The sequence below is a fragment of the Vibrio sp. LQ2 genome, assembly GCF_023920125.1.
Taxonomy (GTDB): domain Bacteria; phylum Pseudomonadota; class Gammaproteobacteria; order Enterobacterales; family Vibrionaceae; genus Vibrio; species Vibrio fluvialis.
This window is the reverse complement of record NZ_CP085308.1, coordinates 3,040,260-3,065,089: the sequence shown is the minus strand read 5'-3', so window position 1 is coordinate 3,065,089 and position 24,830 is coordinate 3,040,260. Positions and strand designations below refer to the sequence as shown.

The window sequence follows — 24,830 nt, the reverse complement described above, 5'->3', positions numbered from 1 at the left end:
TAAACAGGAGCGAGTTTCCCCGCTCCTTTACTTTTTAATACAAGGTTTTAGATAGCTTGAACGATCTGAACAAACGTTCTGTGAACGGGTTGGCATCCGCTTCTGAGTTGATGCGGTAAATCATATCGCCGCCATCCACCGCGAACTTGTAGTCCACTGACGTGGTGCTCGCAGCCACCACATCTCCCTGGTCAAGCAGACGGAAGAATGCCCATGGTCCCTGAATGTTGATGCTGCGTGGTGACATGTTGGCTTTGGTCGGAACCAGAGTCACTTTCGATACCGCCGAGTCACGCAACGTGTTTGGCCAGATCAACTCCACGCTATCGCGTGGGCCATGGCTGTATGCCAGATATTGGCCGTCGACATTCAGTACACTGCGGCGTTTGTTGCCACTCAGACGCAGAGGCTCAACCGAGAAACTGACATCCAGAATGCCTTTGCGGTTAAAGAAGGCTTCACGGATTTTCTGCGCCTGTTTGATCTGACTCAGTACGTCTTTGCGAATGATCGACTGTGAGGTATCGTCGTTATTCACAGCGATGTTCTCTTCAATGAACATGCGCAACTGATTGTTGTAGAAGCTATCCAGCGTGCCGTTTGGTGCAAAGAAGGATTCAAAATCCTCCAGTGACGCATCTTTTTTCGATGCCGTATTAAACGGATAACGACCCGCCAGTTTCTCTTCAAACGTCTTGTAGACATCTTCATGCCAACGTACTTCAAGATGTTTGATCGCCTCTTGCTTGACTACATACCAGCTCTCATCCGCCAGTTTGGCAACCATCGTATCAAGTGGTTTTGGCAAGCCAGAAGAGATGCGCTTCAAGGTATAGATTGGGTCCGCGTTGACGAGCTTCACTCGAGCCTTGGTTGCATCAAGCGCTGCCATGCCAACATCCGGCGCATCCTGAATGGATTTCAGATAGTTCTTCAGCTCTTCCACCGATGCCAACACTTCATGGAGGTACGCAGGCTTGTCTCCAACCGGTTTGATCATATTGTTCAAATCAGAGAACGGCGCTTCGATCATCGAGGCCACTTTATATTTGGGACTCTTGAGCAACTCTTTCTGAGCGCTATCGTCTTTTGGCAGCGCGGCAAACATCTTGGTGTTGTCGTCGAGTGTGCGCAGCAGACGTTGCAGCGGTTCAATGTTGCCGGTCAGGTTGTCTAACACCGTGACGGCGTCGTTGATATCGCTGAAATATTTCATGTCGATTTCATTTAACGCCGCACGCCAGGTGTTGGTGTAGTCCGCGACATACAGATTTCGAATCTTATCGCGCAGCGCTTGCTTGTCCGCTTCACTGAATTGCGCCGACTTTGACTGTCCCAATACCCAACTGTCAATCAATGCCAGTTCCGACACCGATTCAGACTGCGGCATAAAGTAATCTTCAAAGCCGCGCTTGGTGAGCATCTGCGGAATATACAGCGTGCTGCTGTTCATCACGCGCTCTTCGAACACCACATCAAATACCGGCCCCACCAGATTACGCAGGTTAATCGCTGGGCCAAGCACCGTTTGCGCATTCAGCTTCAGGTTACGATAGACGCGTTGGTCGTTTGGCATCGAACCCAGATCGCTCTGCACTTTCGCGATGGTCTTATCATAAGGCTTCATCACCTGATTCGCGACTTTGTCACCGCGTTCACGTTCGCCTGCCAGATCGGTATGACGCATGGCGTAATCGAGGTGACCCAGCAGTTCCTCCTGAATTTCACGACGGCCCGAGAACTCTTGCTGCCAATGTTTCGCGAAGTAATCCATCACGTAATCTTTATAGCGACCGCTTTTATCCACCATCATGCGATACACCCTCAGCACCGCCAGCTTCTCTTCATCCGTCTGCGCCTGATTCAGATCGACCACCACGTCCGCCATCAAAAGAGGCAGAAAGCGGCTTTCCAGCAGGTTCAGATACGTCGCTTCCACCATCGGCCCGATGGTATGGCCCTGATAGAGACCAAAGTCAGAAATAAAGCGGGGTTTTTCACGGAAGAAACCAAATTCCAACGTGGCTTCACGAATCTTGTTCAGCGGCTCCAGCACATCCTTTTGCGACGCCAGATAGACATTGGACGGATACTGATCTTTGTACTGGTTGACCTTAGCCAGAACCGCATCGGAATGCTTAATGTTAGCCAGGTAGTTGCGATGCCATGTCCCCGCCAGCAAAACGGTCGCAATTGAACAAGTGAGAAACGACAACGCGATCAAGCGGCGCTTTTGGCGCGCAATCCGAAAGTTATCCGAAGCCAGTCCGGCTTCCGGGTAAATGATGTTACTGAACAGTTTCTGGGTGAAATAGATGGTCGAGTTTTTCGCGTGCTGAGCAGTATTGATCGCATGCGACAGGCCGTAGCGGCGAGACGCCGCATCATCGAATGCGTTGGTTGGTACACCTTGCTGATACACCGAAGTAAAGTAAGCCCCGCGCACCAGTGCCGAGGTTGAGAACTGATCACTCGCCAAGGCATCTTGGAAAAACTGCGTCAGGATCTCTTTCAAACCGGAGATCTGGCGAGTAAAACTGTAGATGGCATTACGTTCATCCAGCGACATTGGTGCCGATACCGCATGTGGCAATACCCCATTAATACGCTCGACAAACTCGGCGTATTCTTTGGCAAACTCTTCCAACCAGTGATCCAGGTTATCAATTGAATCCAGCGAGAAAGTAAAGCCCAGCACTTCTTCACGCTGGCTCTTGGTATAGTGTTTGAAAAACGGTTCAAAGCCGTACAGAAGATCAAGCTTGGTCAGCGCAATATACACTGGTAAACGCGTTGAGAGTGTTTCCATCAACTCACGCAGACGGGCACGCAGCAAACTGGCGTAAGCTTTACGCTCCGATGCCGTCGCCGTCGCCAAATGCGACACATCCAACGCCAATACGATACCGTTCAGCGGGCGGCGACTGCGGGTTCTGTCCAGCCAGTTGACAAAATGCAGCCACAAACGGCGCTCCATCGCACCGTCGTTGTCTTCACTGCGATTGCCCTGAGTCAGCAGCTCACCATCCGGGTCAATCAGTACCGATTCATCGCCGATCCACCAGTCGAACGAGTACGGGTTTTCGCTTTTTTGTCCCGAAGCACGCATCACTGAAGAGAACACGAATTTCTGGCCGGAGCGGTTGATCAGGCTGGTTTTGCCTGCATTTTCTAACCCCAAAACCAGATACCACGGCAGCGCATACAAATAATTGCGCTTATTGAGGTTCTGCTTCATGTTGACCATGACCTGATTCAGTTCGACTTCCTGACGTTCTTCGAACAGCTGAATCGGGTCTTGGCGCAGTTGCTCATCACGTTTCTGCTGCGCTTTATAGCCTTGCAGTTTACGCCATTGCCAGAAGCCCCACACGGCGAATGCGCCCAGAGTAAACAAGCTGCTTGCCACAGCACGAGCAGCCACAGACTCGAGCGGCTTGTGACCGGAAACCTCTAGCCAAGGGCCCGCCCACCAAATTGCGACGTTCAGTAAAATGAACGTGGTGAATAGCAAAATCGGTAAAGCGGCCACCATACCTGGCTTAAGCTTTCTCACTATTCCAACAATAAATTTCCACATGTGAATTGTGTCCTTCGTTTACTCTGACGTTGTATATCGTTCTAGTTGTTCCACCAGCGACGGCTCCCAATCGGTGACCTGCATGGTGGTGACTTGATTATGTAAAGTTTGGTACTGCTCTTTCGCCATCGCATCGAGATGATTGGCGTTGAGCAGATCGGCAGAGAGCATCCGCCAGTAAAATTTGTCGCGCGGTTCCGTGGCTGCCACCAGGCCATCATTGAGCATCGACAAAGCGACCGCGATGCCGCCTTCCTTAGCCAAAGCCATCGCTTCTTTACGCTTTTCCTGCCAATCACCGCCCACACTGTGCCCGCCAGTCGAGCCGCTGCCGGATGCCAGCCACTCCTTCACGCTGTCGGAGACAAACGGTTCGCCCCCTTTGAATTTGAGTTCCAGCAGCGAAGGCATACGGGCGAGAAATTGTTGCGTTTCTTCGGTGATAGCCAGACACCAGCTCTCTTTACCCAAGTTTTGCGCAATGGTGAAACTCATCAGTTGGCCGTCAAACCAGTACGGGGAGAGCGTGAGGCTCTGCTCGACCTTGCGCCAGAGCGTCAGATCCGCAAGGCGCATCTGGTCCTGATAATTTTTAATTCGATCTTGCTGCATACCGCGCAGCATGGTTTCACCGTCGGCTTTGTGATCCGGCAGCGTGGTAATCGAACCCCAAACGGCGTAACGGCGCAGGCGAATCGACAGCGCAATGCCAAACTCCTGCTCAGCAAGAAAATCCGCAACTTTGAGCAGCGTTTGCTTGGCCGCTTTGTCACTGGAATTATCCACCGACAAGGCTGAGTTGGCCGTGGTCGGGCGCGGCGTATCTGCAGGCTTGGCCGTTTGCTGCTGCTCGGCTTGCTGACGCGCTTCCACTTTATTCAGTTCACTCTGAACCGAGCGAGCGACCGCTTCGACCACATCCGAACTCAGCCCTTGCGCTTCAATGACTTTTTGCCACGCATCCACCGCCTCACCTAATGCTTGGCGGTCCTGTGCATCAAACTGATTAAAATCGATTTTTTCAGTCGCCATCGAAAAACGCTGCGCAATCTGACTGAAAAATTTGCGTCTTGGCAGATTGCCGCGCTTGCCCGGTGCGGGGTAACTTTCTTCCCAGAAAGACGCCATAAAATCGCTCATCAGTTCAAATGAGAGAATAAAACGGGAAGGCGAAAGTTGGTTGTGAAGACATTGCAGCAGATACACCATCAGCTTGATGTCTTTGGTCTTGTCCTGCAGTAATTTCAGCGCGCTGTGTTCCACTTCGTCCCACTGCACGCTGCTATGCGACAGTGAGCCGACTTTCATCATCTGATCTTCAATGAAGTCAAACAGGGGATCGTCAATCAAACGTTCACCGACCGGATTATCTCCGGCAATCGGCTGTGCTACACAGCGGCGGTATTCGGTTATTTCCATTCAGGCCTCCTACCAACCACAGCGTTCACGCAGTGCCGACAACGCGTCGTTAAGTTCACTCGCATCAAACTGCAAACCGTCCGCAAATGGTGAGTTGGAGCGCAGCACCAGACGCGGTTCTCTTGCCATCGATTTCATCATTTCAATGGCGGGAATGCCGCGTGCCGACGACATCAGGACACCGTTATCATCACTGCGCAGATACTCCGGCTGTGCATTGGCCACCGATATCTGAATGCGCGCATCTTCTACACTGCTTGGTAGCGCCAGTTCAACGCGGCTCAGGTTATCAATGCAGCTCACCATCAGGACGGGTTTTGCATTATGCTCAAACGGTGTGGTGCGATTGAGTGCTCTGAGAGCAACCCAAGCGTTGCTGCCCTTACCTTCGCCTTCGGTCACTAACACCATCGCCGCTTCACTGCCAGCGACAGCCTGCATGGCTCGCTGCCAAGAAGGTGGCACGTTCTGCTTAGGTGCGATCACCACTTCATCCACGGGTGTCTGAAAAATGCGGTCAAAACAGGCCAAACGCTCTAGTCGCCCCGAGATGACGCGACACTGCTCAGCCTGCGTCACTAACTCATTGGACTCTTGAGCCCATACAGAAGCCGAGAACATCAGCAGCAGTGAACTGGCCACAGAAAGTGTATATAGCGATCTTGTCATAACGCCTTGATCTCCAGCTTCTGGCATTTGTATGCCAGCGTGCGCTTAGGAATACCAAGGCTCTGCGCCGCTTTGGCGCGGTCACCCGAAAAATGGTTGAGACGTTCGCGAATGATTTTTTCTTCAAAGTCGCTCAGTGCTTGTTTGAGATCGTTAATCACCGAGTAGTTGTGATCAGCCGCCGCTCTGGTGTGCTGAGCCTGAGGTTGATTAACCTGCGGAATGATTGTCTCGTCGTGAACGGACACCGTTGGCGACAGCATCGCCATGGAAGCAATGCGGTGCGTAAAACAGTGCTCTTCAACCTGCGTACCATCGGCCGTTTGCGCGCAGCCAAACTCAATCAAGTGCTTGAGTTCACGGACGTTGCCCGGGAAATCATGCTGTTTAAGGCAATCGATCGCGCTGTAGTGCAGGCCGCGAATGTTTTTGCCATGCTGCTGATTGAACACACGCACAAAATGCTGCGCCAGAAGATCCACATCATCCAGACGGGAAGCAAGGCGCGGCAGGGTAATCGGATACTGGAACAGACGATAGTAAAGATCCTGACGAAACGCTTTGCGGCGCACCTGATCCAACAAGTTGACATGCGTTGCCGACACCAAGCGAAAGTCTGATGTCAGTTCTTGTTTGCCCCCGACCGGACGGAAGGTTTTCGATTCCAGAACCCGCAGCAGCTTCGCTTGCAACGCCAGCGGCATATCACCAATTTCATCGAGAAACAGAGTGCCGCCGTTGGCTTGGGCGATCAGCCCCTGTTTATCACCGTCTGCACCGGAGAAGGCGCCTTTACAGTAACCAAACAGTTCACTTTCAAGCAGGTTTTCCGGAATGGCGGCACAGTTAATAGCCACAAACGGCGAATGTTTGCGTGATGAAAGATCGTGCACCGCTTCGGCTGCCAGTTCTTTACCCGTACCAGTTTCACCTTGCACCATCACCGACAGATTAGAGCTGGCTGCACTGACAATTTGCTCACGCAGCTTTTGCATCACCTCACTGTCGCCAATCAGTTTGCGTGACAGATCGCTCACCAACACACGCTGCACGGAGTCACGCTGAATGTCACACAGCGACTCTTTAAGCACGCGGCGATTCTGCTCTTCACGCTCCATGTCATGCAGCAGTGACCACTGCTGCGAGAACACATCGATGAATTTAAGGAATGCGTCATCCTGGAAAATGTTCGCCACCACATGGCTTTCGCCAATCAGCAGCAAAATCGATTGCACATGACGATGTCCCATCGGCAACGGTTGAATCCACACGGAATCAAACATTCCCACTTTTGACACCAGTTGGCTAAACGTGCGGTTTGACTGCCAGAACACCAGCTCTTCTGCGGTCAGATGCATGGCTTTCGACGATTGCAGTACATGAGCAAACGGATTATCAAAATCCGTTACTGCCCACGAATAGGTCAGACGTTCATCATGAGGAACCAATAGACGACCATCGGAGCTGGGCATCAACAGCATTGCATTTGAAAGCCCAAGCTCCTTTGCAATGATGTCAACAAACCGGGTCGCCAGCTGGTGCGGCTTTCGAAGGCCCACCAGATCGGCGGTGAAAGCGAGCCAGTTACTCATGATTACTCTACCTCTCCTTTGAATTCACCGTCCTGCGCATCAAGATGAATACGATGTACCGGTTGCTTCTCCGCCAGTTTATTTAACAGCGCCAGCGATACGGGCGGCAACAATTGACCTTCAATGATGGCTTCAAGCATGCGTGCACCGTTTTCGCTGCGCGTGGCGCGATTTAAGATCTCTTCAATCAGGCGATCTTCAATCACCACCTCAGCGTTGTAGCGATCACGGAACAGTTTCTCCAGACGCGCCAGTTTGCCTTTGACGATCAGCTCAAGAATCTCTTTGTTGAGTGGCATATATGGAATGACTTCCATACGCGCCAACAGAGCTGGCTTAAAGAATGCCGCCAGTTCTGGATACAGCGCTTCATCCAGAGCTTTGGGATCATCAGCAAAATCAACGATGGTTTGATAACCAAGGTTGGACGTCAGGAAGAACACAATGTTCTGGCAGTCGATTAAGCGCCCTTCGCCATCGGCCAGTTCACCTTTATCAAACGCTTGGTAAAAAATGTTCAGCACTTCAGGGTGAGCTTTTTCCACTTCATCCAGCAGCACAACGGAATATGGCATTTTGCGAATCGCTTCGGTCAGGATGCCTCCTTCCCCGTAGCCCACATAGCCTGGAGGTGACCCGATCAGACGCGAAACTGTATGCTTCTCTTGATATTCTGACATGTTGATGGTGGTGAGGAATTGCTTACCACCGTAGAGCTGCTCGGCAAGCTGTACCACCGTTTCGGTTTTCCCTACGCCACTGGGTCCCACCAGCAAGAAAGCGCCTTTCGGACGTCCCGGACGACGCAGATCCGCACGTGCCGTCAGCAGATGGCGATGGACACGCTCAATCGCAGTGTCCTGACCTTTGATTGCCGCGCCGAGAATGTCCGTCAGGTGGGTAATTTTATACAGCTCATCGGTGTTCATTTGATCAACCGGAACGCCCGTCCAGTCGGCAATGACTTCGGCGATTTGCTCTGCATCGACTTGTGGGTGCATCAAACGCTCATGGTGCGCTATTGCCTCCAGTGCCTGATATTGCGCTACGAGATCCGCCTGCAGCGCAGAGCGTGCGTCCTCATCCAAATCATCTGCCGTCGACATGGCCATCAGTTCCGCTCGCAAAGCGATGATCGATTCAATCAGTGCTTTTTGTTGCTGCCAGCTTGCGGTCAGCGAGGCTTTTTCCGCTTCGTCCGCCAGTTCCTGAGTGCGCAGCTCATCCAGACGAGCATGATCGACTTCCCGACCGAGGTATTGCGCGCGCTCCAGCATGTCAATTTCCAACTGACGTTGGTGACACGCAGTTTCGAGCAGCGCCAGACGTTTGGGTGGCGTGGTCATGTTGATGGCGATACGGGCACAAGCGGTGTCCAGCACATCAATCGCTTTATCCGGCAGCTGACGACCTGAGATATAACGAGCAGACAATTCCGCCGCCGCTTTTAACGCATCATCGGTGATCAACACGTTATGCGCTTTTTCATACACACTGTTGAGGCCGCGCAGAATGTCGACCGCTTGGTGAATCGTCGGTTCTTCTAACTTCACCAGTTGGAAACGGCGCGTCAATGCCGGATCTTTTTCAAAATATTTTTTGTACTCTTTCCACGTTGTCGCCGCGACGGTGCTCAGTTCGCCGCGCGCCAAAGCGGGTTTCAGCAAGTTTGCCGCGTCACTGCCGCCTTCCTGATTTCCGGAGCCGATCAAGGTGTGCGCTTCATCGATAAACAGAATGACAGGCTTTGGCGAGCTCTTAATCGCATCGATCACGCCTTTCAAGCGTTTCTCAAACTCCCCTTTCACCGAAGCACCCGCTTGCAGCAAACCGAGATCCAGCGAGAGCAGCTCAACGTTTTGGAGCTGTGTCGGCACGGTGCCTGCGACCACACGCAGCGCCAAGCCTTCAATCATGGCACTTTTACCGACACCCGCATCCCCGACCACAATCGGGTTGTTTTTGCGGCGGCGGCAGAGAATGTCAATCATCAGGTTGAGTTCGTTCTCACGACACAGTACCGGATCCAGTTCTTGATTACGCGCCTGTTCAGTCACGTTGGTGCAGTACTTGGTCAGCGGCGAATTGTTCCCTTCCAGACGGTTGGCGGCACCCTGCGTTGCTGCTGGTTTGCTCACTTCAGTTTCTGCCGAATCAGCCACAATCACATCAAAATGTTTTTTCAGATTTTCACGGTTGATGCTTTCAAACAGACTGATCAGTTTGAAAGGCAGATAGCGATCAGCGCGTGTGATTGCCGCGAGGAAAATTGCACCCGAGCGCAATTCGCTTTGGTTCAGTTCGGTGGTAGAAAGCAGCCATGCTTCTTGCAGCAGTTCGACCAGCAGCGGTGAAAATGCCGGATAAGTATCGAGCACCTGCTCGCGCGCATAGCTGGCGGCCAAAGCCTGTTTCACGGTATCCAGATCCAGATTGGCTTGTTTGAGAATCAAGCGCACATCCGACAGCGGGTTGTCCGTCAGCACATCCAAATAATGCTCAAACGTCACTTCCGGATGCTGACGTTCGATACACAGCGAAGCAGCCTGCTCAAGGGCCAGCTTGCTTTGGGCGTTTAATTTTGAAATCAGAGTGGGTAGTTCAATACGAATCACAGCGATTACCTAGCCTTATAATTTTTTTAAAGTATTTGATTGAGTTGATTTAATACGTCGCTTGATTTGCTGTGCAGCAAATAGGTATAGCCGAGAAAGAGTCCTACCCACAGCAGGGCAAAACCGGCAAAAATCGACCAGATTGGCAACTGACGGCTCAGTTTATATTTGGCGCGCACAACATGGTCGGTGGCACGCGTGAGATCCTGTGGCTCTTCCTCTTCAAGGCTCGCCAGAACGCCGTGTAAGCGGGCAATGACCTTTTCACGTTCCAACTGGCCACCGTCCATCACGCGGTATTTGCCTTCAAAGCCCAACACCAAACATTGATAAATGAATTCCAACAGCGCCTGATAACGCTTCGGTTCGCCTTCCAAACGGCTCAGAATAGTGAAGACTTTTTCGCCGCCCCACGTTTCATTGTGAAAACGCGACAGCATAGAATGCTCCGCCCAAACACTGGATGCGCCCCATTCGGTGCCCATCACCGCTTCATCCAGAAACGCGCACAGGATGTAGCGATACGCCATCAGAATCGCGTGTTCAAAACCTTGTTCAGCCAGCTCAATCTCGATAGCTTTGATCTCTTCAATGGTCTGGTTGTAAATTTGCTCAATGTTGTCACAGGCCGCCAAAGAACGGACGCGCAGTGACAAGCCAAACAACGGCGTCGCTGCATCGATCAGTACATTGGGATTATCGCCACGCAGTTGGAACCAGAAGTCCTGATCATGGTTGATCTGCTGCACGTCATCGAAGAGCAAGCTGCTGTATTGGGTCTCTTTTTTACTTAACGCCATGATTAACTCCTAATCGCCCAGAATTGCAGGTCAAGATCATCAAATGCCGCAGCGACGTGGAACGCAAAGCCGCTCGAATGATTCAGCATCGCCCAAGCTGGGCTGGTTTTATCCAGCTGGTAATAGGTATAACCTGCGTGATATGGCAACTGACGAGGAGCCACAGGCAATGAAATCAACGGAATGCCCGGCAGTTGCAGGGAAATGAGTTCGCGAATTTTCTCCACCGACGACACTTTGGTTTGCTGTGTAAACAGGCGACGCAGATCGTCGAGCGGCATCCGCGCTTTCACCGCAATGATAAATTCGGCGCTGTCCATCAACTGCGGATCGTGCACTGGCGCGACCATCAGGCCGTACTTGCGCTTGTCCAGTTGAATCGAAACGGCGCGAGGCTCCAGCACCACGCTCAAACTCTGACGCAGATTGCGAATTAAGGGGCCAAAAGATTGGCTGGGCATGTCGTGGTTGTAACTTGGCAGTGCTGGCGGCAGACGGCTTTCGTCCGTAAACGTCGCCAGTTCACCACACACTGACGCCAGGCACTCAAACAAACGTTCGGGATGCAGGCTACGCAACTCTGCCAAATGTTGCATCTGTGGCTGTAGGCGGTTCAGTGCTTGCAGCAGCATAAAATCCGACACATCGGCAACGCCGCCCTGAGACGGCGAGCTGATACGCTGCGCAATGTTCTTGGCGCGCTCGCGCATCAGACCGGACATTTCGTTGATGAAACGGTGCAGCGCAGCATTGCCCACCACGTTGAGGTGACAAGGGATGAAATCCGGATCCATCACCACGCTGCCGTCCGGACGTTTTTCCAGAATGCGTGCAATGGCGATGGAGGCAAACGAGCTGCGATCTTCTTTTTCCAGCATCAGTTGCATGCGCACTGGCGAGACATCAATGGTCGTGGTATCGCCTTGTACTGTGTGCACATCACGCACTTCCAAGCGGCGACTGACATAGCGCCCGGTTCCCCTTTCTTCCGGCCAGTTCACTTCCATCAGCGATTCACTGCGCAGCGGAACCGCCAGATACACCAGTTGATTAGCGAGCGACGCGTCTTCGATTTCTAAGGCATCTGGCATCGCGTCTTCCTGAGGAATGCGAAACGCCGTACCATCAGGCATGATGCCGACCGCGCGTTCAATGGCAATGCGACCAAAAGACAAATATTCAGGATTGAGTGACAGCTCAGACACACCGTACAGATAACGGCTGACAGCGGTCATGCGCTCGTCGATGTGGTACTCCACATAACGTTGCTGCTGCTGGAAATGTTGCGGCTTGATAAACAGCCCCTCATTCCAAATGACACGGTTACGCGCAAACATCTTTTGTTATTCCACCCTATCCAATTTCACATCGTAATCTTTGAAAAACATCAGCAGGTGGTATTCCCTGCCTTTGTTCAGCACTTTGACGGCCTTTTTCCATTCACTGATTTCCGGATCAGAAAAGTGCGCCATCACGCCGATGTAGTTTGTTTCTTCATCCACTTCAAACGCATTCACAAACTTGAACTGGTCCGGCATCAGCACGTAGTCGTAATTTTTGACGAAGTTGCTGCGAAGCGCCTTTTTGTAATCCGCTTTCAGTTGGTCGTAATCGGCGGACATGAACATCGAGTCATCTTTGAGTTCAAACACCTGAATCTCGACCGGAGACGCTTCACCCCAGATACTAGGGTTGACCCCGTCATCAGCGAGCAGACTGAACGTGACTTTCGTCGGCTGTTTCGCTGGCTCGTACGGTTCCGTCGAACTGCAGGCGGTCAATACCAGCAACGAAAGCAGCATAAACAGCAGTTTGTTCACGATTAGAGCTCCAGTTGCTTCTCACGAATTTTCTTGTCGTAAGTCTGTTCGAAAATTTCCCAGAACAGCTTTTCAAAACCGCGTTGACGGTTGGAAGTCAGCTCTTGGTAGTAGTTGCAGTACATGTTCCACGCCCACGCTTCATCCGAGGTTGTGCTGCTGTCTGTATTGCGTTTGTAGTGATGGAAACGGCGCAACAACACTTGCGGAGAGAACGCGTTAAGAATCTGATTCAGCGCTTCCGATGTCGCATGTTGCATCGCTTCGTTGTGGTCGCGTACGTTCTTCAGGCTTTCTGAAATCGCTGCTGGTGCAGAGAGGTGAACCAAGCTCTTGTCGGCATCGTACATGGTGCGGATAGTTTGCTCGTAAGACAGCCCCAGACGCAGTGGGTTATCTTCGATAGGTTGCAGGTTACGGTTCATGGTACCAAAGCGACCCTCACTGACTTGTTGATGCAGTTCCAGCAAGCCTTTGACACACGCCTGCAGCGACTCACCCAGTTCCTGAGACAAAAAGTGCATGCGTTCCATGTCAGTGTCCTGACTAAGATCGATTCCCAGTCCCTGCAGCATTGGGCCAGTCAGCAAATGTTTACCGCCAGCAGAACTTGTGGCACTTTCTGCCTTAGCTGGTTGCAGACTTTTGGCGACTTCTTCTTCAAGAAGATCCAATACTTTTTCATCCATTATTAAGCCCTCTGATACGTTGTGAGTATTGATTTGTAGTGATGGTGCTGTTGTTTGTTGTAGCGGCTGATGCTCAGGCTCAATGTCGCGTTGCGCGGCATCATCTTTGCGCTGGCCAAAGCCCAGAATTTTTTTCAATCGGATTGATGACGTCATTTCGTATTCGCTGTCTGCCTGCGGAGTAAATTTCAAATCATGAAGAACCAAGTTATCTTCCGGCACCAAGGATTGTGGCTTGTCACTGTCTTCTTTCAGCTCAACATCACGCAGCAGTGCATCAGCGTCGTCTTTGGCCTCAAGCAGCGCATCAAGTGCCAGTAGTGGATCGGCATTAACAGCAGGTTGATCGTCGTCCAACAGTTCTTCATCATCGAAAGGTTCATCCGCCAGCAGATCGACCTGATCGGCTTTAAACATCGCATCCAGCGGACCAGAATTACGCTCATGATCGTCCGCATGACCAAATGACACGCGTAACTGGTAAGGCCCGACGGTGATTTCGTCTTTGTGTTCCAGCTTCGCCAACTGATCTTTACCCAGCGGCATGTGTGATCCATTCACATAGGTGTCACCACACAAATCGCGAACACAAAACGCACCATCAATCGAGACAATCGCGCAATGCTGCGGTTTCACGCGGCCTTGAGCATCTTTCAGTCGCCAGGTTGCCCATGATTCAGATCCGATGTTGCCGCCTTCTGCAGTCCAGTGTGACTGAGCGGTCAGGCCCGATTCGAGCAGTTGTACGTTAGCCACCTGAAGGATCAGTGACGTCTGAGTCATTGCGTTCATCTGTTATTGCCTCACTTGAATCAGCACGTGTTGGTCTTGCGCGTTGTCACCCAGAAACGAAGTCCATCCAAGAGCCACACCACTGTCAGCGGCCAGGCTCAGTTTTGGCGCTTCATCTTCATCCATGGTCAGCTCTACGTCGTAGGCCATCTGCTCACGCAAAATAAATTCCACCAATTTACACAGCGGTTGGTGTTCCTTACCGGAAGGAAGAAAATCGGCGAAACGCTCGCGCGACAACTTACCGATACAGATGACAAACTTACCGTTGCAGTCCATCACTGATTCACCCACCATGCTGTCAACGCCCAGTTGAGCGTTCTGCTGCCCCAGCGACAATTGCTGGGATTTGTCGATATGCACCTTACGGCGCACCCACTGGCGAATTTGCACATCCTGCAAATCGAAACAGTGGGCGATGATGCCGGCCACCACCTGCGGTGAGCGGCTACGTCCGGCCAAAGTGCCAGCGTAAGCCAGCATCTTGCACCAGTTGATGGGTGTCTCACCGCGCAAGTCGGTATCACCCAGCCCGACCAATGCAAACAACTGAGCGGAAAAGGCGTCTTTAGCATCCGGCTGAAAGCGCACGTAATAGCGATACTTTCGCCAGATGCGATACACGAGGTTGATCAGCCGATTGTTAAAAAAATCGAGAAATGGCTGCTTAAAACCACCCGGTTCTTCATTCACCAGTTGCTCGATGATGAATCCTGGCAAGGGTGACTGCGCGCCAGACAAGCCAAAAAAGTTGGTCAGCATCACCAGGCGTTCATCTGCGCGCTCGTGCAGGGAATTCACGTCTGATGGCGAAAAACCAAGGCTTGGGTTTGCACTGAATACCAACTGACACTGACGCTCCCACTCTTCCGACTCTGGGTTGAATTGCTGCAGTTTTTGTAACAATTCGACCAACTGATAGAAGTTGTAAGCACGTACATCACCAGGCAAGTGCGATTGGGGCACCAGCTGGCTGTCAGCCGTCATATCAACGGCTGCATTCCGGTCTGTGTTCCCCATGTGTATTCCTCTTGGTTACTAACGTTGATGACGACCAGCTCATGAAACGAATTGATGCTGGCGTAGAGCGCAAAAAAATGGCTCAGTACCGTGCCAAACAGATACAAATCGCCTTCTGAACCAAAACCAGCCTGATCAATGTAGAGGGTCGATTGCAGGCCGCGCACGGGTAAGCCTCGCAGCATTTTGTCCACCGGTTGTGATTCGATTTTGCTGATGCCGTCCATGCGCAGACGCGCCACACGCTCTGCCTGACGATCGACCAGCGCGCGAAAATCGTAAGCACGCAACACACAGCTGAGCGCATCTTTGGACAGCAGCGACAAATAGTTGAGTGACAAGTTGGAAATCAGTGTCCACAGCAGGCTGCCATCAAGAACCGGACGCAGTGACTGCGACGGCACGGTGATGTTGCGAAACGTCGCATACGGCGGCGAGGTATCGGTCGGCTCACAAATGTCACCAATGCCCAGTTCCAACGGTAACAGACGGTTGGTGCAGGTCAGTTTGATTGACACCGCTTCATCAACATCTACCGACAAGGTTTCATCACCACGAATAAAGGACACAAATGAGTCAAAGCCGTCACCGCGAATGCTTTCTTTAATGCGTGTGCGGTAATACAACGCCTGACGATGACGAACACGTTCTACTTCGTGCTGAAAGCTTTCAAATGAGGAGTACACACGCTTCTCGCCACGCACCCGTTGACCCGCTTGGCTGTTGTCCTGCCAACCCACCACGCTATCAACGCTGAACACTTCATAGTGCGCCGGATAGCGGCTTGACGGCACAATACGGTATTCCGATTTGCGACCATTGAGATCGATTGGGTCGGCATCATGTTCGAATAGGTTGATCACTGGGGTGCAATAGAGCTGAAAATTGTCCTTACGCACGCGAACGTCGGCAGGCAACGTTTTGGATAAATGAATGTGCAGCGTGAATTCGCCGTGCACCGATTTTGGCAGTGCTTGCCCCAATCCCTTGAGATCAAAAAAGTGGAACGCTTCCGGAAATGACAGGTATTCCTGCAAAATGCGGTAGCCTTCGTAAACATTAGTTGGATAAGGCAACAACGATTCGTCGCTCTTAAAGCCCACTGTTGCAAACGTATTACGCGGCAGAGTGAACACCGCACCATTCACTTCAACGGTGACTTTATCCAGATAGTGATTGAGCCACAGATACAGCATTTGTGAACTGTACTTGTCCCCACCTAAGTAAAAACGCAAATCACCCAGTTCAGCATCACCAATCGAAATGTCGCCGTTCATCTTCATCGCTAATTTAATGGTGGTTGCTTCGCGCGTGTGTTCCGCGTTGGCGTCCAGACAATGAAGCGGATAGAGAGCAACATCTCGGCAGGTTCGAAAATGGCATTTAGTGCCAAACACGGGTTTGCTATCCAGTTGTGTGCCGCGTGTAATGGTCTGCTTTTCACTGACGCTTTTGTCCGGTGTAAAGGCCACCACACTCATGCTCGGCACGGGCCGCAAATAGTTCGGCCACAGCATGTTGATGATCGAGTGTGTCAGTTCAGGGAATTCATCTTCGACTTTTTCACGCAGACGCGCAGTCAGGAACGCAAAACCTTCCAACAGACGTTCAACGTCCGGGTCGGTTGTTCTGCCATGCAGAAAGCGCGACAGCTGAGGGTGAATTTCGGTAAATTCTCTCCCCTGCTCTTTAAGAAAAGCGAGCTCTTCCCTGAAATACTTGTCTTGAGTCATGGTGATTAAAACACTCGATACTTTCTGTTTTGATCCAGTAACAGACTGAACTGAACTTTCTTGTGTAATGCATCGCAGTTAATGCTGGCCACAATGTGGAAACGCAGCGTTAAAGGATTGAAATGGTCCGAGTCGGCACGCACCAGTACCTGTTTTAAGCGCGGCTCATAACGTTCCAGACAATGCTGAATCGCCAGTTTGATGCGCAGCGACAAGTCCATGGTTTCCAAAGTAGCGTCGTTAAAATCCACTAACCCGAGATGCGGGGCGCTTTGAGCACCACCGATTCTTGTATTGAGGATATTGGACACATTACGCTTAACGGATTCGAGTACATCCCATGCATCTGGCCCTTGGGTCAGAGACATGGGCTTAGCATTGGCTTCCAAACGTTCAAAGAAGCCAACACCAAATGCACTCTCTTCAGGTGCAATGTAAGTCATGGTTATGCTTGATCCAGACGGCCTACCAGCGACAGTTCGAAGTTCGCACCCATGTACTTAAAGTGCGGACGAACAGCCAGAGAAACTTGGTACCAACCTGGATTGCCTTCCACGTCCATCACCTCGATTTTCGCGGCGCGAAGTGGACGACGGCTGCGTACATCTGCTGGCGGGTTTTCCTGATCGGCAACGAATTGCTTGATCCAAGCGTTCAGCTCACGTTCCAGATCCTGACGCTCTTTCCAAGCACCAATCTGTTCACGCTGCAGCACTTTCACGTAATGCGCCAAGCGGTTGATGATCATCATGTAAGGCAGTTGCGTACCCAACTTGTAGTTGGTTTCTGCTTCTTTGCCTTCTTTGGTGTTCGGGAAGATCTTGGCTTTCTGAATGGAGTTTGCCGAGAAGAATGCGGCGTTGTCGCTGCCCTTACGCATGGTCAGAGCAATGAAACCTTCTTCTGCCAGTTCAAACTCTTTACGGTCAGTGATCAGCACTTCCGTTGGGATCTTGCTTTGCAGCGCGCCCATCGATTCAAATACGTGTACTGGCAGATCTTCAACCGCACCGCCACTTTGTGGGCCGATAATGTTTGGACACCAACGGTATTTCGCGAAGCTATCTGTCAAACGAGTTGCGAATGCAAACGCCGTATTACCCCATAGGTAATGCTCGTGCGATTGGCTCACGTTCTCTGAATAGTTGAATGATTTGATTGGGTTCTCTGTTGGGTCATAAGGAACACGCAGCAGGAAACGAGGCGCCGTCAGGCCAATGTAACGTGCATCTTCTGACTCACGCAGTGCACGCCATTTGGTGTATTTCGGGCTTTCAAACGTAGACTTGATGTCTTTGATGTTTGGCAGCTCTTCAAAAGAATCGATGCCAAAGAATTGCGGGCCAACACTAGAGATAAAAGGTGCGTGCGCCATTGCGCCTAATGCGCCCATGTATTGCAGCAGTTTCATGTCCGGTGTTGATGGCGTGAAAGCGAAGTTGCCAATGATAGCGCCGGTTGGTTCACCACCAAACTGACCATACCCTGAGGAGTAAACGTGTTTGTATAAGCCAGATTGAGTTGTTTCTGGTGCAAATTCAAAGTCTTCCAGCAGCTCTTCTTTGGTGACGTGCAGCAAATCAACTTTGTTGTTTTCGCGGAAATCGGTACGATCAACGAACAGTTTCAAGCCACGCCAAGCCGATTCCATTTGCTGGTATTTCTCGTCGTGGAGAATTTCATCCATCTGCGCGCTGATTTTTTTGTCCAGTTCAACCAACATCTGATCGACCAGAGATTTATTCACTGCTTCATCTAACTGGTTGCCACCAATCAGATTTTCAATAAATGCTGCAACACCTTTTTTCGCAACATCGTACCCTTCTTCGCTTGGAGCGATGCGGGTTTGCGCCATAATTTCGTCCAGCAGGCTTCCTTCAGCCAGCTGCGGTCTTTCCAGTACCGTTTCAGTAGTAGACATCTTTTTGTTCCTGATTAAGAATTAATGACAAAAGTATCAAGTCAACTTAGGCTTGAGTTTGCTCTTCTGACTCACTAACAAGACTGAGTTCTGCCAGCAGTTTCTCGCGCGACTCTTCCGAGTTCAGCAGATCTTGCAAGCGCTCACGGAACGCAGGAATGTTGCCCAGCGGACCTTTCAGTGCCACCAGCGCCTCACGTAACTCAATCAATTTTTTCAATTCAGGAACTTGCGAAGCCACAGAATCCGGGGAGAAATCCGCAAGGGATTTGAAGCTTAGTTCCACCGGTAGATTGGCGTTTTCATCTTCACCCAGTTTGTTCTTCACTGTTGTCGTCAGTTTGAGATTGCTTTCACGCATTACGGCTTCAAAGTTATTCTTATCCACAGAAACGGTTGAGCGCTCTTCTACTGGCGTCTCTTCTGAATGGCCTTTGAAATCACCAACCACTAAGGTTTTTAATGGCAATTCCACTTCAGCCTGTGCATCCCCAGTCGCAGGAATATACTTAATATTAATGCGCTCTTTAGGAGCTACACTTCCTTCTTTAGACATATAACGTCTCCAAATACCTATGCCAGTCGTTGTCAATGAAATAGTTGTGTAAATATCTGATTGATAATACACATTAGAAATATCTTAATTATCTTATTTGATTTTTAGTAAATATAACTTCTTGAAATTGATTAATTCACCCGACTTCTCGTCAGACAAATATAACCATTGAATAATACAAGTTAAACTTACATGTAAACTTTTATTTATAAAACTATGAATAAAGAGACAAGCCAATCTCCCTATTCCTGATATTCGAAAGCGAGCACATTCTATTCATTTAATAATGTTTTGTTGCACAAAAATCACAAGAATATGATCTTCACCCCAAAAACGATTACTTTTATCACACTTATTATCTATCGCTAATATTGAAATAAACTAAATATCCCAGAACAGATCATGGTTATAAAAGTCGACATTTTTTTTCAGGTTTAATTCTAATGTATCTGCCGCAGTCTCTTGCTCAGAGGTAATACTTGGTGCCAATTGTTGATACTTTTCAGCCACTGCAGAATGGAGATTTTCTAAGCGGTCCGTCCCCGCCGTTTCCAGATACAGATCGAAGTAAGCTTTTGCTCGCACCACGTCGGTTTCCACAAACGGATAAGCTTCTCCTTGTCCGCAGTAAATGAAACCCAGTGCGGCTAGCGATGTGAGATCTCCGGCCTGCAAGGCCTTCTGGCGCCATTCGAATGCTTCTTCGTAGCGACCTTTATCTTCCAACAAGTTGATATAGGCGCGTATTGCCGGAACATAACCTGTTTTAGCCGCAGCCAGATACGTTTCACGCACTTTGGTGTCACGAGAACCAGGCATCATATATGAGCCAGAACCACTTTCTATTCGTCTGGCCTGCTCCATTAATGCTCGCGGATGATGAAAAGCCATTGCTTTAACAAGGTAATATTCTGAAAGTTCTTGATTGCTTGAATGGAAGTACTGCGCCAATTCAAACAAAGCTTGCGCCGGGTTAAGTTGCCCCAAGCGAATCAGCGTGTCGTGGTATTGATGCTGCCACTGCTCGCGTTCCTTTTTACTCAGCCATTGACCATTCTGATACAAATGTTGCATCGCGTGGCGGTTACCGCCTTGTGCAGCCTGAAGCAAATATTCACGGGCTTGCGGCGGGGTACGAATCGTCGTCCGATAGTTGGAAAGTTCCATAGCATAAAGGTAAGCCGCATCAGCATTGCCATTGTCCGCTGCGTGTTTCAGATACTGGCGAGACTCAACATTTTTAAACTGGGCGCGCAATAAGCGACCACTTTCGAACGCCTGCTGCGCGTTCAACAACTTGGCATCGTAATCTTCACCATGCGTAGCAAAGCTCGTCACGCCAAAGGAGAGAACAAGAGAAACCAGACAAGACTTAACCAATGTTGACACTGCTACCACCTTGTAACACGCCACCACAATCCACTGCATCGCCAGCTCTTGCTGCGGGCTTGCCATCAATCATCACGGTTGCAGAGCCTGCCGCAATACTGCGCGGGTGAGCTGGATTTTTCGGTTTATCATGCGGTGCAAGCGGGTCCCCCTGACGAGCGGCCGGAATACCATCAATTTTGACCGAACCCGAACCCGCAGTGACCGGAGTCGGAGGGAATCCATCATGTGCTGACCCGATATGCCCGACTACTATGCCATTTCCCATAACAAACTCTTCTCTGAACCATCATTAAAATATGTGTGGCTCTAATAAAAGCAAAATGTATACCCATTGTTTATCCAGCAACTGGTTAAACCAGAACATAATCAGGCAAGTTATTGCCCATAACAAGCAATACACTACCCAAACCAATACAAAAATTTGCTCGATGGTTTATCAATGTCAGAGAAATGAAATTTAATAAAGTAAAAACTCTAATAAATCATCACAATATACACATTTGTCATTTAATTGATCAATTTTGTGACTGAATATCACTTTTAGTAGATAATAAATATATTAATAATGTCTTATTTTTGAGAGAAAATATAACTCTATATATTGAGTAAATAATTACTTTTCATTTTTAATTTAATTCATCTAGTTGAATATTATTGTTTGATATTTCTAAAATGTATTTTCCTAATATTATTGCCGTTCATCTTTGGGTGAATCCATAACCACCATGGTTGTAATCGATTGCACTTGTAGACATTCTCCTAATACATCAGCATGAAAACGTTTATAAGCCGAGAGGTCCTTTGTTTCAACCCGAAGCAGATATTCATTCATTCCGGTAATGTTATGGCATTCCACGACTTCATCTGCAAAGCGCACATGATCTTCAAAACTCAGTTGCGACTTTTTAGTATGGCTGTTCAAACCAATTGAGACGTAGGCGATAAACCCAACATTCAGTTGAGGTTTATCCAACACCGCACGATAGCCTTTGATGACCTTCTTACGTTCCAGCTCCTGAACTCGACGCAGCGTGGCTGAGGGCGACAAACCCACCCGTTCCGCCAACTCTACATTGGAGACTCGGCCGTCTTGCTGCAATTCACGCAATATTCTTTCGTCAAACTTATCCATTGCCACCATCCATTGCTAAAAACTTCAATAACACACAAATATAAGCACAAAATTGCGCTCAGCTACCATTACTATTTTTCATATGTTTTGATGATGAATGAGTAACTTTGTATGGATTACACTCAATGGGGCCCGCTGGTGGCTTTCGCTTTTGTATCAACCTTTACCCCAGGCCCGAATAACATCATGCTCATGACGTCCGGTGCCAATGTAGGCTTCTGGCGTACGATTCCCCATATGTTGGGCGTTACGTTTGGGTTTAGTGTCATGGTGCTGTTAGTGGGCGTTGGCCTGACGGGATTGTTTCAAGCCTACCCAGTGCTGCAGCAGATCCTGCACGTGGCATGTCTGGTTTATCTGGTCTATCTGGCGATGAAAATTGCTCGCAGCACGCCAGCAAATAAAAACCATCAATATAAGCCGATGTCGTTTCTTTCAGCAGCCATGTTTCAGTGGGTCAATCCCAAAGGTTGGTCAATGGCGTTAACGGCAGTCAGTGTTTATAACCAAAGTGCAAGTTGGGCTCAATTACTGTTGATTGCGTTGGTGTTCGCGGCAGTGAACATTCCGTCCGTCAGCGTGTGGACGGCTGCAGGAAAACAGCTCAGCCATTGGATGACACATCCGAAGTATGTGCGTTGGTTTAACGGTTCGATGGGCGGCTTGCTCCTGCTGTCCACCGTGCCGATGTTGTGAGGTACGATCAGAACTCTTTGTTCATTTGAGTCAGCATTTGCACCAGAGCCTGATGCTGCTGTTCGGTAAAGTGGCGGGTCAAATCCTGCGTAAGCGCGATATGCAGCGCATTGTGCTCGCGGTAAACACTTTGCCCTTGATCAGTTAAATCAACCACAATAGAACGTCGGTCGCCTTCCAGCGACTGACGTTCAATCAACCCCGCCTGCACCAGTTTTTCAACCTGAACGGTCAGCGTGCCCGTCGTGATACTCAAGCGATTGGCCAGCTCTTTCATCCGCATCGCACCATGACTGCCCAACACCTCCAACGTGTGGATCTGCGCCAGTGAATAACCGGTTTCTTTGACCACTGACAGTTCCCAAGAGGACATTTTGTCGTAAAACTCGGTGATCAGATTGTTGAGTTCAGTCAGATGTTGCATGTGTTTGCCTTTACTTGGTATTCACCTCTAGTGTGAGGTGGTGCAGTTTATCAAACTCGGTCAGTTGCTGTCTAAAGTACTCAGCATCTTTCTCAGCTTCAGCTTTAAGTCGAATCGTCGCTGCGTAATGACTGGAACTCACTTTCCACATATGGATGTCCATCACATCGGCACCACTCTGCGCCAGCCTGGTCAGAATTTTTTGCTCATAATCACGGCCAATATGTGCATCCAGCAATATTGGCGCCGTCTGTTTCATCAAACCAATCGCCCACTTGGTGATCACCAACGCCCCCACAATACCCATGATTGGATCCAACCATACCCAACCCAGATATTTGCCCACAATCAATGCTGCAATGGCCAGCAACGACGTCAGTGCGTCAGCCAGAACATGCATATACGCTGCTGTGAGATTGTGATCATGATGGTGCTCATGAGCATGGCCGTGTTCATGATGATGGTCGTGATGGTCGTGATGGTCGTGATGGTCGTGATGGTCGTGATGGTCGTGATGGTCGTGCAATAAAAACATACTGACAACATTCACAATCAAACCAATCACAGCCACTAAAATCGCTTCATTAAACTGGATTGACAGCGGATTGAACAGACGATGCAGAGATTCGCCAAACATAAATAGCGCCACTAATCCCAGGCCAATTGCGCTGGTGTAGCCCCCCAACACGCCAACCTTGCCAGTCCCAAACGTATACTGACGTGAGTCCTGATGTTTACGTGCGTAACGAAACGTGAACAGCGTGATACAGAATGCCGCGGCATGAGTGCCCATGTGCCAGCCATCAGCCAGCAACGCCATAGATCCGTAAATAGAGCCCGCACTGATCTCGACCGCCATGGTGATCAGCGTTAACAACAATACATACAGCGTGCGCTTTTCACCTTTTTCGTTCGCATAAGAAAAGGTATGAGACTGAGGACAACTTGGTGATTGCATAATAAATACTTTGATTATCAAATTTTCTAAATAATAATTAGTTTGAATATCAAAGTAAAACACATTTGTTCCATTATGCTTTTTCGCCTTAAATGTAGGTGAGGTTATAAAACAAACACATAAAGGATTACATGTGCATCCAGCCCTGCTTACCGCCATCACTATGATCGCCTTTGCGGCCAATTCCATTCTTTGTCGGCTGGCGTTGCAAGAACACGCCATTGACGCCGGATCGTTCACGGCACTGAGATTGATCTCGGGTGGAATCACGTTAGTGGTCTTGCATGCCATCGTCGTGCGCCGCGAACATCGTCGCTATTCGCTGCCGTTCGCCTTCAAAGCCGGGGGGGCTCTGTTTACCTATGCGCTCTGTTTCTCCATCGCTTATCTGACATTATCGGCTGGCACTGGTGCATTACTGCTTTTCGGTACCGTGCAACTGTCACTGCTCGCTGCGCACTGTTGGCAAGGCAACAAGATCCGAGCATTAGAATGGCTGGGGCTGGCGATTTCCATCGCCGGCTTTATCTATTTGATGCTGCCAAGTGCTGAACAACCCGATTGGATATCTGCACTGTTGATGGTCGTATCGGGACTCGCTTGGGCTGCGTTTACCCTGCTTGGGCGCAACAGCGGCAATCCGACCAACGCGATCGCCCAGGGATTCTGGGCGGCAAGTCTGCTGTGCATACTCGTCTTTCCCTGGATGATTCATCAGGATTCCATCTCTGCACGCGGCGTAATTCTTGCGCTGTTGTCGGGCAGTCTGGCGTCCGCCGCGGGTTACATTCTCTGGTATCAGGTCATCAGCCGCTTAACCATTCTGCAAGCGTCGGTGGCACAACTGTCGGTTCCTGCTATCGCGTTGGCTGGCGGCAGCCTGCTGCTCAATGAAACCCTCACTCTGCGTCTGATACTGGTGAGCCTGATGATTCTGGGTGGCATATTGCTGGTGTTTGTTGCCCGAGAGCCGAAATAATCGATGTTGATTCCGGGCTGGCTTTTCTAAGGCAGCTCAGTAC

General features: G+C 50.0%; 21 protein-coding genes. 2 read left to right on the top strand and 19 right to left on the bottom strand.

All coding sequences use genetic code 11. The annotated features are described in order from the left end of the window. Nucleotides 1-34 precede the first annotated feature (34 nt). The 17 genes from tssM to LGV68_RS14260 form a co-directional block, all read right to left on the bottom strand. A complete protein-coding gene (tssM, locus tag LGV68_RS14340) occupies nucleotides 35-3,535 on the bottom strand; it encodes a type VI secretion system membrane subunit TssM (RefSeq protein ID WP_171934570.1) in 3,501 nt (1,166 codons plus the stop codon). 63 nt (nucleotides 3,536-3,598) lie between these two features. Then, nucleotides 3,599-4,999: a type VI secretion system protein TssA gene (gene tssA / locus LGV68_RS14335; protein WP_252535526.1), complete on the bottom strand. Its 1,401-nt coding sequence runs from the start codon at nucleotides 4,997-4,999 to the stop codon at nucleotides 3,599-3,601. A 9-nt stretch (nucleotides 5,000-5,008) separates the two neighbouring features. Then, complete coding sequence (gene vasI, locus LGV68_RS14330; protein WP_233921442.1) at nucleotides 5,009-5,620, bottom strand: type VI secretion system protein VasI; 612 nt, start codon at nucleotides 5,618-5,620, stop codon at nucleotides 5,009-5,011. 44 nt (nucleotides 5,621-5,664) lie between these two features. Beyond that, nucleotides 5,665-7,260, bottom strand: a complete 1,596-nt coding sequence (locus LGV68_RS14325; protein ID WP_208593183.1) for a sigma-54 dependent transcriptional regulator — start codon at nucleotides 7,258-7,260, stop codon at nucleotides 5,665-5,667. A gap of 2 nt (nucleotides 7,261-7,262) precedes the next feature. Further along, nucleotides 7,263-9,875 carry a type VI secretion system ATPase TssH gene (tssH, locus tag LGV68_RS14320; RefSeq protein WP_238776916.1) on the bottom strand — a complete coding sequence of 871 codons (2,613 nt, stop codon included), beginning with the start codon at nucleotides 9,873-9,875 and terminating at the stop codon, nucleotides 7,263-7,265. 26 nt (nucleotides 9,876-9,901) lie between these two features. Further along, entirely contained in the window at nucleotides 9,902-10,675 is a 774-nt protein-coding gene (gene vasF, locus LGV68_RS14315; RefSeq protein ID WP_020329735.1) for a type VI protein secretion system protein VasF, read from the bottom strand. A gap of 2 nt (nucleotides 10,676-10,677) precedes the next feature. Further along, nucleotides 10,678-12,012 (bottom strand): type VI secretion system baseplate subunit TssK, encoded by a 1,335-nt coding sequence (gene tssK, locus LGV68_RS14310; RefSeq protein ID WP_020329734.1) that lies wholly within the window; start codon nucleotides 12,010-12,012, stop codon nucleotides 10,678-10,680. 6 nt (nucleotides 12,013-12,018) lie between these two features. Then, complete coding sequence (tssJ, locus tag LGV68_RS14305) at nucleotides 12,019-12,495, bottom strand: type VI secretion system lipoprotein TssJ (RefSeq protein ID WP_020329733.1); 477 nt, start codon at nucleotides 12,493-12,495, stop codon at nucleotides 12,019-12,021. A gap of 2 nt (nucleotides 12,496-12,497) precedes the next feature. Further along, on the bottom strand, nucleotides 12,498-13,976 hold the full coding sequence (gene tagH / locus LGV68_RS14300; RefSeq protein ID WP_252535524.1) for a type VI secretion system-associated FHA domain protein TagH: 1,479 nt from the start codon (nucleotides 13,974-13,976) through the stop codon (nucleotides 12,498-12,500). Nucleotides 13,977-13,979: 3 nt separating this feature from the next. After that, on the bottom strand, nucleotides 13,980-14,996 hold the full coding sequence (gene tssG / locus LGV68_RS14295) for a type VI secretion system baseplate subunit TssG (RefSeq protein ID WP_020329731.1): 1,017 nt from the start codon (nucleotides 14,994-14,996) through the stop codon (nucleotides 13,980-13,982). Then, nucleotides 14,960-16,729, bottom strand: a complete 1,770-nt coding sequence (tssF, locus tag LGV68_RS14290) for a type VI secretion system baseplate subunit TssF (RefSeq protein ID WP_252535522.1) — start codon at nucleotides 16,727-16,729, stop codon at nucleotides 14,960-14,962. Before tssF ends, tssG begins: the two co-directional genes overlap by 37 nt. A 5-nt stretch (nucleotides 16,730-16,734) precedes the next feature. Then, on the bottom strand, nucleotides 16,735-17,172 hold the full coding sequence (tssE, locus tag LGV68_RS14285) for a type VI secretion system baseplate subunit TssE (protein ID WP_004727193.1): 438 nt from the start codon (nucleotides 17,170-17,172) through the stop codon (nucleotides 16,735-16,737). Between the two features lie 2 nt (nucleotides 17,173-17,174). Next, the gene (tssC, locus tag LGV68_RS14280; RefSeq protein WP_020329729.1) at nucleotides 17,175-18,650 is read right to left on the bottom strand and encodes a type VI secretion system contractile sheath large subunit; all 1,476 of its coding nucleotides are present in this window, start codon (nucleotides 18,648-18,650) and stop codon (nucleotides 17,175-17,177) included. A gap of 46 nt (nucleotides 18,651-18,696) precedes the next feature. Next, nucleotides 18,697-19,206, bottom strand: a complete 510-nt coding sequence (tssB, locus tag LGV68_RS14275; RefSeq protein ID WP_252535520.1) for a type VI secretion system contractile sheath small subunit — start codon at nucleotides 19,204-19,206, stop codon at nucleotides 18,697-18,699. 381 nt (nucleotides 19,207-19,587) lie between these two features. Continuing rightward, complete coding sequence (locus LGV68_RS14270) at nucleotides 19,588-20,634, bottom strand: sel1 repeat family protein (protein ID WP_252535518.1); 1,047 nt, start codon at nucleotides 20,632-20,634, stop codon at nucleotides 19,588-19,590. Next, a complete protein-coding gene (locus LGV68_RS14265) occupies nucleotides 20,579-20,863 on the bottom strand; it encodes a type VI secretion system PAAR protein (protein WP_020329726.1) in 285 nt (94 codons plus the stop codon). The genes LGV68_RS14270 and LGV68_RS14265 overlap by 56 nt, the downstream gene beginning before the upstream one ends. Nucleotides 20,864-21,286: 423 nt before the next feature. Then, nucleotides 21,287-21,730 carry an Lrp/AsnC family transcriptional regulator gene (locus LGV68_RS14260; RefSeq protein ID WP_222734284.1) on the bottom strand — a complete coding sequence of 148 codons (444 nt, stop codon included), beginning with the start codon at nucleotides 21,728-21,730 and terminating at the stop codon, nucleotides 21,287-21,289. A 111-nt stretch (nucleotides 21,731-21,841) separates the two neighbouring features. Here LGV68_RS14260 and LGV68_RS14255 point away from each other — a divergent pair, with 111 nt between their 5' ends. Continuing rightward, nucleotides 21,842-22,426, top strand: a complete 585-nt coding sequence (locus tag LGV68_RS14255; RefSeq protein WP_222734286.1) for a LysE family translocator — start codon at nucleotides 21,842-21,844, stop codon at nucleotides 22,424-22,426. A gap of 7 nt (nucleotides 22,427-22,433) precedes the next feature. Here the strand turns inward: LGV68_RS14255 and LGV68_RS14250 are convergent, their stop codons facing one another. Together LGV68_RS14250 and dmeF are read right to left on the bottom strand one after the other, a co-directional pair. Beyond that, a complete protein-coding gene (locus LGV68_RS14250) occupies nucleotides 22,434-22,850 on the bottom strand; it encodes a MarR family transcriptional regulator (protein WP_024374622.1) in 417 nt (138 codons plus the stop codon). 10 nt (nucleotides 22,851-22,860) lie between these two features. Further along, complete coding sequence (gene dmeF, locus LGV68_RS14245; RefSeq protein ID WP_252535516.1) at nucleotides 22,861-23,808, bottom strand: CDF family Co(II)/Ni(II) efflux transporter DmeF; 948 nt, start codon at nucleotides 23,806-23,808, stop codon at nucleotides 22,861-22,863. 133 nt (nucleotides 23,809-23,941) lie between these two features. On the opposite strand from dmeF, the gene LGV68_RS14240 reads away from it, so the two are divergent. Further along, complete coding sequence (locus LGV68_RS14240; protein ID WP_158126028.1) at nucleotides 23,942-24,787, top strand: DMT family transporter; 846 nt, start codon at nucleotides 23,942-23,944, stop codon at nucleotides 24,785-24,787. Nucleotides 24,788-24,830: the final 43 nt, after the last annotated feature.